13 protein-coding genes are annotated in these 11,651 nt (G+C 28.5%); 9 read left to right on the forward strand and 4 right to left on the reverse strand.

The features are described from left to right. Window positions 1–10: 10 nt before the first annotated feature. From R3X25_RS14535 to R3X25_RS14555, 5 genes are all read left to right on the forward strand, one after another. The gene (locus R3X25_RS14535; RefSeq protein WP_317675690.1) at window positions 11–538 is read left to right on the forward strand and encodes a YeeE/YedE thiosulfate transporter family protein; all 528 of its coding nucleotides are present in this window, start codon (window positions 11–13) and stop codon (window positions 536–538) included. A gap of 20 nt (window positions 539–558) precedes the next feature. Further along, window positions 559–1,149, forward strand: a complete 591-nt coding sequence (locus R3X25_RS14540) for a DUF6691 family protein (RefSeq protein ID WP_317675691.1) — start codon at window positions 559–561, stop codon at window positions 1,147–1,149. Window positions 1,150–1,166: 17 nt separating this feature from the next. Next, window positions 1,167–1,820 carry a rhodanese-like domain-containing protein gene (locus R3X25_RS14545; RefSeq protein ID WP_317675692.1) on the forward strand — a complete coding sequence of 218 codons (654 nt, stop codon included), beginning with the start codon at window positions 1,167–1,169 and terminating at the stop codon, window positions 1,818–1,820. Window positions 1,821–1,838: 18 nt separating this feature from the next. Next, window positions 1,839–2,465, forward strand: a complete 627-nt coding sequence (locus R3X25_RS14550; RefSeq protein WP_317675693.1) for a rhodanese-like domain-containing protein — start codon at window positions 1,839–1,841, stop codon at window positions 2,463–2,465. A gap of 331 nt (window positions 2,466–2,796) precedes the next feature. After that, window positions 2,797–3,450, forward strand: coding sequence for a Crp/Fnr family transcriptional regulator (locus tag R3X25_RS14555; protein WP_317675694.1), 654 nt, complete (start codon window positions 2,797–2,799; stop codon window positions 3,448–3,450). Here R3X25_RS14555 and ligA read toward each other — a convergent pair. Next, complete coding sequence (ligA, locus tag R3X25_RS14560; RefSeq protein ID WP_317675695.1) at window positions 3,447–5,447, reverse strand: NAD-dependent DNA ligase LigA; 2,001 nt, start codon at window positions 5,445–5,447, stop codon at window positions 3,447–3,449. The two genes, R3X25_RS14555 and ligA, sit on opposite strands and share 4 nt — an antisense overlap. A gap of 219 nt (window positions 5,448–5,666) precedes the next feature. Further along, a complete protein-coding gene (locus R3X25_RS14565) occupies window positions 5,667–7,091 on the reverse strand; it encodes a S1C family serine protease (RefSeq protein WP_317675696.1) in 1,425 nt (474 codons plus the stop codon). A gap of 168 nt (window positions 7,092–7,259) precedes the next feature. On the opposite strand from R3X25_RS14565, the gene dapF reads away from it, so the two are divergent. The 4 genes from dapF to R3X25_RS14585 all read left to right on the forward strand — a co-directional run bounded on the left by dapF (window position 7,260) and on the right by R3X25_RS14585 (window position 10,423). Further along, window positions 7,260–8,039: a diaminopimelate epimerase gene (gene dapF, locus R3X25_RS14570; RefSeq protein WP_317675697.1), complete on the forward strand. Its 780-nt coding sequence runs from the start codon at window positions 7,260–7,262 to the stop codon at window positions 8,037–8,039. Then, window positions 8,039–8,560 carry a GNAT family protein gene (locus R3X25_RS14575; protein ID WP_317675699.1) on the forward strand — a complete coding sequence of 174 codons (522 nt, stop codon included), beginning with the start codon at window positions 8,039–8,041 and terminating at the stop codon, window positions 8,558–8,560. The genes dapF and R3X25_RS14575 overlap by 1 nt, the downstream gene beginning before the upstream one ends. Then, window positions 8,561–9,595 carry an endolytic transglycosylase MltG gene (gene mltG / locus R3X25_RS14580; protein WP_317675700.1) on the forward strand — a complete coding sequence of 345 codons (1,035 nt, stop codon included), beginning with the start codon at window positions 8,561–8,563 and terminating at the stop codon, window positions 9,593–9,595. It begins immediately after the preceding gene. A gap of 204 nt (window positions 9,596–9,799) precedes the next feature. Next, on the forward strand, window positions 9,800–10,423 hold the full coding sequence (locus tag R3X25_RS14585; protein ID WP_317675701.1) for a peptidoglycan-binding protein LysM: 624 nt from the start codon (window positions 9,800–9,802) through the stop codon (window positions 10,421–10,423). 54 nt (window positions 10,424–10,477) lie between these two features. Here the strand turns inward: R3X25_RS14585 and R3X25_RS14590 are convergent, their stop codons facing one another. Further along, window positions 10,478–11,191, reverse strand: a complete 714-nt coding sequence (locus R3X25_RS14590; protein ID WP_317675702.1) for an SAM-dependent methyltransferase — start codon at window positions 11,189–11,191, stop codon at window positions 10,478–10,480. A gap of 2 nt (window positions 11,192–11,193) precedes the next feature. Next, window positions 11,194–11,646: a low molecular weight protein-tyrosine-phosphatase gene (locus R3X25_RS14595; RefSeq protein ID WP_317675703.1), complete on the reverse strand. Its 453-nt coding sequence runs from the start codon at window positions 11,644–11,646 to the stop codon at window positions 11,194–11,196. Between the last annotated feature and the right edge of the window lie 5 nt (window positions 11,647–11,651).

The following is an 11,651-nucleotide window of genomic DNA, read 5'->3' on the forward strand; positions in this document are numbered from 1 at the left end:
TAAAAGAAGTATGGAAAACACAAAACAAAACAAACATATATACTGGAATCCTTATTTTGGAGGCTTTCTTTTAGGATTAATTGTCCTTTTCACTTTCTATGTAACTGGCCGAGGATTAGGAGCTAGCGGAGCAATGAAAAGTACTGTAGTTGCTGCCGTAGATGCTGTAGCACCAACACACGCCGAAAATAATGCTTATTACAGTAAATTTATAAGTGAAGAAAAATCACCTTTAAACACATGGTTGATTTTTGAAGTAATTGGAATGTTAATTGGTGGAATGATTTCTGGAGGTTTATCTGGAAGAATTGGATTAAGAGTTCAACACTCGCCTAAAATTACTAAAAAAAGAAGATTGTATTTTGCTCTAGGTGGCGGAATATTATTTGGAATAGGTGCGCAAATTGGTAGAGGATGTACAAGTGGTGCTGCATTAAGTGGTATGTCTGTACTTTCTGTAGGAGGTTTTTTAATAACTATGTCCATATTTGGAACAGGTTATTTAGTGGCTTATTTCTTTAGAAAAAACTGGATTTAATTAATTTAAAAAAAATATTTATGGGACCATTAATTCCAAACGGTGTAATTCCTTACGAATGGAACAATATTGTAGCTATTCTAATTGGACTTGCTTTCGGATTTGTATTAGAATCTTCAGGTTTTTCTTCATCAAGAAAACTTGCAGGAGTATTCTACGGTTATGACTTTGCCGTTCTAAAAGTCTTCTTTACAGCTGCTGTAGTTTCAGCAATTGGATTATATTACATGGATTATCTTGGATACATTAGTGTTGGATCATTATACATACAACCAACTTATTTATGGGGAGCAATTATTGGAGGAGCAATAATGGGTATTGGATTTGTAGCTGCAGGATTTTGCCCTGGTACAGCTCTAACTTCTGTTGCCATTGGTAAAATTGATGCTATGGTTTATATAGTTGGAATTATGATTGGAGTATTTATTTTTGCAGAATTCTACACCTTGTTTCAACCTTTATACGAAGGATCTTATTTAGGAAATATAACAGTAGTAGATTATTTTGGTGCAAACCCTTATTGGTTTATATTTATTTTAACTATTGCAGCTTTACTCGCCTTTTTTGTTACTGATATTATAAGAAAAAGAATTAAAAAAGTTTTTTATTAATAATAACTAAATCAATTATGACTACAAAAAAATTAATAGCTACTAGATATATTTTTCTTTCAGCAATTTTAATAATACTTGCAGGAGGTTTAGTTTTATTACCTAAATTTAAAAAACATGAAGGTATAGCTCCTGAATTATTATTAAGCAATGCTATAAGTCCTGAACGTTATATTAGTACAGATGAGCTGGCAGATAAATTGGTAAACAACGATCCTTCAATTTTATTAATTGATGTTAGAGATAAAGCTAGTTATAATGAAAACACTTTACCTAATGCTGTAAATATTCCTTTAAATAAATTATTAGATGAAGATTTTGAGGTATACTTAAATCAAACTGCATACGATGTTGTTTTATTTTCTAATGATAGTTTTAAAGCAGATCAAGCTTGGATTTTATGCAACAGATTAAATTACAAGAATTTACACGTTCTAAAAGGTGGAATTAACCAATGGTTTAACACTATTATTAATCCTCCAAAGCCAACTGAAAATATGCCAAAAAAAGCCTTTGAATTATATTCTTTTAGAAAAGCTGCTAGTATGTTTTTTGGTGTTAAATATATAGATCAAATTAAAACATCTGAAACAAAAAGAGTTTCAACTACTCCTAAAGTAGTTATTCCAAAAAAGAAAAATAAAAAAATGCCTGTTGAAGGTGGTTGCTAATTTTAAAGCTTATTTATTATGAAAGAACTTGAAAAAACTAAAAACATATCAATAGCAGCTGTAATTACTATTTTACTTGTAATAATTGCATTATTAGCATTTAAAAAACCTAAACATTTATACGCTATTAACACAGAAAAAGCTTTAGAACAAATAGTTGAAAATTCTACTATTCAATTAAATAATTTCAACCCTGAAACTTCAGTTTTAATAGACATTAGAAATCAATATGAATTTGAAAAAGGTCATATTAAAAATGCTATAAACATAAATTCAGCTGATATTTTAAACGATGACAATTCAGCTATATTTCAGAAACTCAAAAATGATAATAAATCTATTGTTTTATATGGAAACACTCCTTCCGAAGCTATAACAGCTTCAACAATATTACAACAATTAGGTTATAACAATGTTAAAATATTAGCTGTGAATAATTCATTAAATCAAGATAAATTAATAACTACTCCAACTGAAATTGAAAAGAAAGGAGAAAACATAAATAAATTTATCGAAGCTTCTATTCAAAAAGTAAATCAATTAAGTGATGTTAAAATAAAATCAAAATATGAAGTTAAGGTACCAGTTAAAACTGTTATTGTAAAAAAGAAGAAAAAGAAAATGACTGTTGAAGGCGGTTGTTAATTTATTTAAAATACAATTTCAAACTTCAACCTATTTTAAAACATAAATATTGTGCTGCAGATATTGATCTAAAGGCATCTCTAATTTCTCAACACCAAGAAATGTTTACAATTAAATTATTTCTTCTATAAAAAATTGAGAGTACACGTAAATTATCAAAACAAAAATGTAAATGATAATTCTAAAAATTATAATGTTTTATTAGCTCAAAAACAGATTAGATTTTAACTATAAACAAAAAATAATAATTTTAAAACTCCTGTTATTACACAGGAGTTTTTTTTATTTATTATGTTTGTATTAACATCTAATTAAAAAGTTGTAAATAATAATGAATACAAGCAAAGACATCATTAGAGAAAAACTACAAAATTATTATTCAAATATTTTTGAAAAAGAGCTTATTAACGAAATTGTTAATAACAGTTTTTTTAGAAAAATTAATGATGGTGAAATTCTTTTAGATATAGGAGATAATATGACTCATATACCTCTTATTTTAGATGGTGCTGTAAAAATTATTAGAGAAGATGATAATGGTGATGAAATTGCATTGTACTTTTTAGAACGTGGTGATACTTGTGCTATATCCTTTGTTAATTGTATTAATAGAAGTAAAAGTATGTTTAGAGGTGTTACAGAAAAAGACACAGAAGCTATATTTATTCCTGTTGAATTAGTTGATAAATGGTTGCAAAAATATGAAACTTGGAGACATTTTATTATTGATAGCTATCACATGCGTTTAATTGAAATGGTAGAATCTATTGATAGTTTAGCCTTTATGAGATTAGATGATAGACTACTTAAGTACTTAACAGACAAGGTTAAAATAATGCGAGATAATACGCTGATTATTACACATCAAGAAATTGCTGATGATATTAACACCTCTAGAGTTGTTGTTTCTCGTTTATTAAAAAAATTAGAAAACGAAGGCAAAATTCAAATTAGAAGAAATAGAATTATTATTGATAATATTTAATTTTCTAACAGTTTTAAATAATCATCTTCTGAAATAATTGGCACATTTAAACTTTCAGCTTTTGTACGTTTGCTCGGCCCCATTTTATCACCAGCAACTACATATGTTGTTTTTTTAGATATAGAACTTGCAACTTTTCCTCCGTTATCTTCAATAGATTTTTTCAAATCATTTCTACTCAAGTTTGTAAAAACTCCAGAAACCACAAATATTTTTCCTTGTAAAATATTGGAATGATTTTTAAGTTCCATTTCTGAAACTTCTAGTTGAACTCCATACAATTTCAATCTATCAACCAATTGAATATTGATTAAATTTTGAGAAAATGAAATAACACTTTCCGCAATTCTATCTCCAATTTCATCTACTGAAATTAATTCTTCAAAAGTAGCATTCATTAAATTATCAATACTTTTAAAGTGTTTTGCTAATTTTTTAGCTACAGTTTCCCCAACAAATCTAATTCCCAAAGCAAATAACACTTTTTCAAATGGAATTTGTTTAGATTTTTCAATTCCTTCAATCATATTTTGAGCTGATTTTTCTGCCATTCGTTCTAAAGGAATAACTTGTGCTACAGTTAACTCGTACAAATCAGCATAGTTTTGAATTAAACCTTCTTTAAACAATAATTCAACAGTTTCAGCTCCTAAACCATCAATATTCATAGCTTTTCTGCTTATAAAATGCTGAATTCTTCCAGTAATTTGTGTTGGACAACCGTATTCATTTGGGCAATAATGCTTGGCATCACCTTCGTTTCTAACTAATTTAGTATTACAATCTGGACAATGCGTTATGTATTTAGTTGGTTCAGAATTTTGAGGTCGGCTAGACAACTCTACACCAACAATTTTAGGTATAATTTCTCCTCCTTTTTCAACAAAAACAGTATCGCCAACTCTAATATCTAATTTTTCAATTTGGTCTGCATTATGCAATGACGCTCTTTTTACAATAGTACCTGCTAATTGAACAGGTTCTAAATTTGCAACAGGCGTTATGGCTCCAGTTCTCCCAACCTGATATGTAATTTCATTTAAAATAGTACTAACTTGCTCTGCTTTAAATTTATACGCTATTGCCCAACGCGGTGCTTTTGACGTAAATCCTAATTCATCTTGATATGCTAATGAATTTACTTTTACTACAATTCCATCAGTTTCGTAAGGTAAATTATGGCGTTCTGTATCCCAATGCTCTATAAAATTAAAAACTTCGTCTATAGATTTACAAACTTTAATAGCTTTTGGAACTTTAAACCCTAATTTTTGTATGTGTTCCAATGTTTTAAAATGAGTCTCATATTTATTTGAAGCTTCAACAACATGATATAATAAACAATCTAACGGTCGTTTTGCAACTTCTGCACTATCTTGTAATTTTAAACTACCACTTGCTGTATTTCTTGGGTTTCTATATGGATCTTCACCAGCTTCAATACGCTCTTCGTTCATTTTATTAAACCCATCAAAAGGTAAAATAATTTCTCCTCTTATTTCAAAAGAATTAAAGTCACTTTCATTTAACACTAAAGGAATAGACTTTATGGTTTTTATATTTGCAGTTACTTCATCACCTTGAAAACCATCACCACGAGTTACTGCGTTTTTTAAAATTCCGTTTTCATACGTTAAATTTATAGAAGCTCCATCGTATTTAAGTTCACATGTATATTCAATAGTCTCACTCCCTATTATTTTTTGAATTCGTTTTTCCCAATCTACTAAATCTTCTTTTGAATAGGAATTATCTAAAGAGTACATTCTATTTTTATGAACAACGGTATTAAAGTTTTTTGTAACCTCACCTCCAACTCTTTGGGTTGGCGAATTAGCATCAAAATATTGAGGATTCTCTTCTTCTAATTTTGCCAAATCCTTTAACTTCAAATCAAAATCATAATCTGAAATAGTTGCATTATCCAATACATAATAGTTATAATTATGTTGGCGTAATTCCTCTCTTAATATATTTATTTGCTCTTCAACAGACATAGTTTCTCTTTAATTTTTCAACGCTAAAAATAAGTATATTATTAGTTTGTAAAAAGTATAAATGTTGAAAAGTTAAAAAGTTGAATAATATTTAAGAAAATTATCTTTTAAAATTTAGTAAAACACTCAATATCAACACTAACTTAAAATAAGAACTAAAAAAAAAACCTTTCAAAAATGAAAGGTTTTTTCTATTTACTAATTTTAACTAATATTTATTTATCTAAATATATAACGTTCTAATTCTCCTTTAAGATTAAGCATTTCAATACGCATTACTTGCCCTTGTTGTTTGGATGAAATCATAGTAGTAACATCTTCAACTGAATACATTTTCTCACCATTAATAGCCGTAATAACATATCCTTTTTCTACTCCATATGATTTTAACTCTTCATTAGAAATATCAATAATTTTCACACCATTTTCTAAATCTAATTTATTTAAATCTTTCTTTTCAAGGTTTTTAAGTTCTAAACCTAATTCTGAAACCTTACTAACTTCAATTTTACTTAAAGTTACATCTGCTACTTTTTGCTTTCCATCTCTTAAGTATGTTATTTGAACAACATCATTTGGTCTTTTTGAATTTAAAAACCCTGTTAAATCTGCGTAAGTAGAAACTTTAATCGTATTCATTTTAACAATAATATCATTAGCTTCTAAACCTGCTTTTTCAGCACCAGAACCTTCAATTACTTCAGAAACATAAAACCCTTCAGTATAATCAACATCTAATTTTTCAGCAACATCATTATTAAGTTCTCCTCCTTTAACTCCTAAAACAGCCTTTTGAACAGTTCCAAACTCCATAATATCTTCAATTACTTTTTTTGCAATACTAGATGGTACCGCAAATGAATAACCAACAAAAGCACCTGTTTTAGAAGAAATAGCTGTATTTATACCAATTAATTCTCCTCTAGTATTTACCAAAGCTCCACCACTATTTCCTGGATTTACAGCAGCATCAGTTTGAATAAAAGAATCTGTAATGTTTCTTCCTAACCTATCTGTATTTCCTTCTAAATCTCTTCCTTTAGCACTTATAATACCTGCAGTAACTGTTGAAGTTAAATTGTATGGATTTCCAACAGCCAATACCCATTCACCAACTTTAATGCTATTTGAGTCTCCAAAAGTAATTGAAGGTAACTCTTCAGCATCAATTTTTAGCAAAGCAATATCATTAGTAGCATCAGTTCCAATTAATTCTGCCTTATATACTTTTTTATTATTCATAGTAACTTCAATACTTGTAGCATTTTTAATTACGTGATTGTTTGTTACAATGTATCCATCTTCAGAAATAATAACTCCGCTTCCGGTTCCAACTTGCGAATACTGCTTGGTTCCATTTCCTTGACCATAAAATAATTCTGCCCACGGATCTCTATACGTTTGTAAAGATGTATTTTTAACGTGAACAACTGCATTTAACGTTTTTTCAGCGGCAACTGTAAAATCTGTATTTTCCATTCCAGCAATTACTCCATTCCTATAATTTGTTTGCATAACTGCTGGCTGATTTTCCTGAACTCTCTCAATTACAACCTGTGGTTCTTCAAAAAACATTTTATAGCTTCCTAAAGCTAAAGCACCTCCAAGTGCTGAAAACAAAACTATACTTAATACTTTTTTCATCTTTTAATATTTATTAATGTTTTTAATTAACACTCAAATTTAGCACTTTAGTACATTCAAAAAACTGCTTTAACGTGTTGTTAACTGTGATTTAACTTTTTTTAACATTTTGTTATTCGAACAAAATCAACTTCAAAAAAACTATCCTTTTTTACTACATTTGCAACAATGGAAATACAATTTTTTAAATATCAAGGTACTGGGAACGATTTTGTAATGGTTGACAATCGTTCACTAACTTTCCCAAAAGAAAATGAATTGCTTATTAATAAAATGTGCGATAGACGTTTTGGAATTGGAGCTGATGGATTAATTTTATTAGAGCCATCAGATAAGTACGATTTTAAAATGATTTATTTTAATGCTGATGGTAAGGAAGGTTCAATGTGTGGTAACGGAGGAAGATGTTTAGTTGCTTTTGCAAAACAATTAGGTATATTTATAAACAAAACTACTTTTGATGCTGTTGATGGAGAACATTATGCTACTGTTGAAAATGGAATTGTAAGCCTAAAAATGATTGATGTAGATACTATTAATTCTCAAGATACCTACACATTTTTAGATACAGGTTCACCACACCATGTTGAGTTTTGTTCTGAAGTTTCCAAATTAAATGTAAAAGATGTTGGTTCAACAATTAGATATGGCGCTCCATATTTTAAAAAAGGAACAAATGTAAATTTTGCTGAACAAACTTCAGAAAACTCCTTTAAAGTTAGAACTTACGAACGTGGTGTTGAAGATGAAACACTAGCCTGTGGAACTGGTGTTACAGCTGTTGCTATTGCAGCAAATAAAGCTAAACTAACCAAAAGTAACCCTATAAAATTAGAAGTTTTAGGAGGTAATTTAGAGGTGTCGTTTACTGTTGAAAATGGGATATACAACAATGTATTTTTAAAAGGTCCTGCTGAATTTGTTTTTGAAGGAAAATATGTAAGCTAATGGCAACTTTAATTGGTAAACATATAAATTTAAGAGCACTAGAACCAACTGATTTAGATTTTTTATTCTCTATTGAAAATAATGAAAATTTTTGGAAAATAAGCAATACTCAAATTCCTTATTCAAAATACATATTAGCAAATTACATTAATAACGCACATCAGGATATTTATGAAGCCAAACAATATAGGTTTGTAATTTGCAATACCGAAAATATTCCTGTAGGAACTATTGATTTATTCGATTTTGATCCTCAACATTTTAAAGTTGGAGTTGGAATTTTAATTTTACCCAAATATCAACATAACAATATTGGTTCGGAAGCATTAGAATTAGTTATAGATTATGCTTTTACGTATTTAAATATTCATCAAATTTTTGCTAATATTACCTCTAATAATATAAAAAGTATTGCACTTTTTGAAAAATTTAATTTTCAAAAAACTGGAGAAAAAAAAGATTGGCTATTTATTAATGGTGAATTTAAAAATGAATTACTATATCAACTTATAAAATCTTAAATGAATTTAAAAAAACTTATTATATTAATTTTTTCGTTACTATTTATAATAGGAGGAATTTTAGCATATAATTATTATTCAAAAATATACAAACCTAATACTGTTAAAAGTGGTTTTGTTTACATTCCTTCAAATAGTAATTACAAGGAAGTTGAAAATTTAATTCGTCCTTTTCTAAAAAAAGTAAAATCTTTTAATTGGGTAGCAAATAAAAAAAATTATCCAAACACTATAAAAGCAGGAAAATACAAAATAACAGAAGGTTTAAATAATAATGAGCTGGTAAACCTATTACGTAGCGGCAAACAAACTCCTATAAAACTATCATTTAACAACCAAGATACATTAGAAAAATTAGCAGGAAGAATAGCAGATCAAATTGAAGCGGATTCAATTACACTTTTAAATGCCTTTAATGAAGTTTCTTTTTTGAATAAAAATAAATTTTCTTCAAAAACCGCATTGGGTATGTACATTCCAAATACGTACGAATTTTATTGGAATACTTCAGCAACTACATTTAGAAATAGAATGCTAAAGGAATACAATAGATTTTGGAGTAATTCTAGATTAGAAAAAGCAAAAAAACTAAACTTATCAGAAAATCAGGTAATTACACTAGCATCAATAGTTCAAAAAGAAACAGCTAGTGTAAATGAACGTCCAATGGTAGCTAAACTCTACCTTAATAGATTAAAAGATAAATGGCCTTTACAGGCTGATCCAACCATTATATTTGCTTTAAAACAAAAGTACGGACAAGATTATGTTGTAAAACGAGTTTTATATAAAGATTTAAAAATAAATTCTAAATACAATACCTACTTAAATTCCGGGCTTCCTCCAGGTCCAATTGCTATGCCAGATGTATCATCTATAGACGCTGTACTAAACCCAGCAAACCACAATTATTTTTACATGTGTGCAAGTGTTACTGATATTGGAAAGCATGTTTTTGCGAAAACGCTTTCACAACACAACAGAAATGCTTTTAAGTACCAAAACTGGTTAAACAAACAAAGTGTAAACCGCTAGTACTACAACCTTTTCGAGACTGTATATTTATTTTATTTTACGTTTTTATTATGAAACTAAAATATTTGTTATTTTTTTCTTAAAAAATTCCTAATTTTTTTAAAATATTGTCAATAAAAATAATTTTTAGTACTTTTGTTGCTTATTAAAATTAATGGCGTATATTTGCCAGCTGAAATTTACAAGGCCTAAAACCTTTAAATTATGAAAAAAGTAACAATATTTTCAATATTAGTAACACTTGTATTTTTAATTTCAAGTTTTACAGAAAAAGAAAAAACTACTAATAACAGTCTAATTTTTACAAATGAAATTAGTACTGCTCTTACTGAAGCTGAAGCAACTAGCATTCAACAAAATATTCAAATTCCATTTGTCGGCAATGAATTCAATGGATTTAAGGAAGCCGTAGCATTTAAAGAATCTCAAGGACGATATCATATTGTAAATACTTTAGGGTATTTAGGAAAATATCAATTTGGAAGAGCAACTTTAGAACGCTTTAGAATTTACAACACTTCTCATTTTTTAAAAACTCCTGAACTACAGGAAGATGCATTTATAGCCTTGTGCTCTTTAAATAAATGGATTTTAAGAAAAGATATTAAAAGAAGTGTAGGAAAAAAAATAAATGGAGTTGTAATTACTGAATCAGGTATTTTAGCCGCTGCACATTTAGCAGGAGCTGGAAACGTAAAAAAATACTTACGTAGTTATGGTGCTAACAGCTTTGAAGATGCTTATGGCGCTTCTGTTTATTACTACATGAAAAAATTTGCAGGTTACAATACTTCAATTATTGAGGCAAACAGAAAACCAGTTGTTTAAAAAGTAACACAAACAATATAAAAACAAAAAAACCACTTAATTAAGTGGTTTTTTTTATTCTTTATGTATTATAAAAATTGTTGGTTTTTTATGAATATCAATTTTTTGATGTTTCCAATCTTGAATCATTAAAGTTCTAATAAACTCTGTTGGCAACGTTATATCGCACGCAATACACAATTTTGCTGTTGGAGTTAAAGTACTTTTTAAATCCGTAAACATTTTTTCGTTCCTATAAGGTGTTTCGATAAATATTTGTGATTGATCTTTCTCTTTTGATAATCTTTCTAATTGTTTAATTGCTTTTTTTCGTTCAGAAGTATCAATTGGCAAATAACCATTAAAAGCAAAGTTTTGCCCATTAAAACCAGAAGCCATCATAGCCAACAAAATAGATGATGGCCCAACTAATGGAATAACTCTCACTCCTTTTTCATGTGCCATTTTTACAATTTCAGCACCTGGATCAGCAATACCCGGAACACCGGCTTCAGAAAGTAAACCTACAGAAACACCTGTTTCACAAACATCTAAATATTTGCGAACCTCTAATTCCTCGGCATACTTATCTAATTTTAAGATTTGTAATGAAGGTTGTGATTTTTTGGGAGTAATTCGTTTTATAAATCTTCGAGCAGTTTTTTCATTTTCAACAATAAAATAGGTTAAGTTTTCTATTGCTGTTTTAACAGAGTAAGGCAACACTTCTAAAGGTTCATTATCACCTAAAGTAGTTGGAATTAAGTACAATACACCTTTATTATCCATTTTTATTTAATTATTTCAACTATTTTATCACAAGCCTCGTCCAACATATTATATACATTTTTAAAACCAAACTCACCACCATAATATGGGTCTGGAACATCTAAATCTTCACCAGGAAAAACTTCATTTAAAATCATTTTAACTTTAGCTTTATCTTGTTCATTTCTAGCTAATTTAATTACATTTCTATAATTAGAGCTATCCATTACATAAATAAAATCAAATTCATCATAATCCTTCACACTAAATTTTCTAGCTTTTTGATCTGTAATATCCAAACCATTTTGTTTTGCAACATCAATAGATCTAGGATCTGGTAAATTACCAACATGGTACGCTCCTGTCCCAGCTGAATCTACAAATACTTTTGAAGTAAATACTTTAGACTTCAAAATACCTTCAGCTAATGGAGAGCGGCAAATATTACCCAAACAAACCATTAAAATTTTTGTCATGCTAT

The organism is Lutibacter sp. TH_r2, assembly GCF_033101135.1.
GTDB lineage: Bacteria > Bacteroidota > Bacteroidia > Flavobacteriales > Flavobacteriaceae > Lutibacter.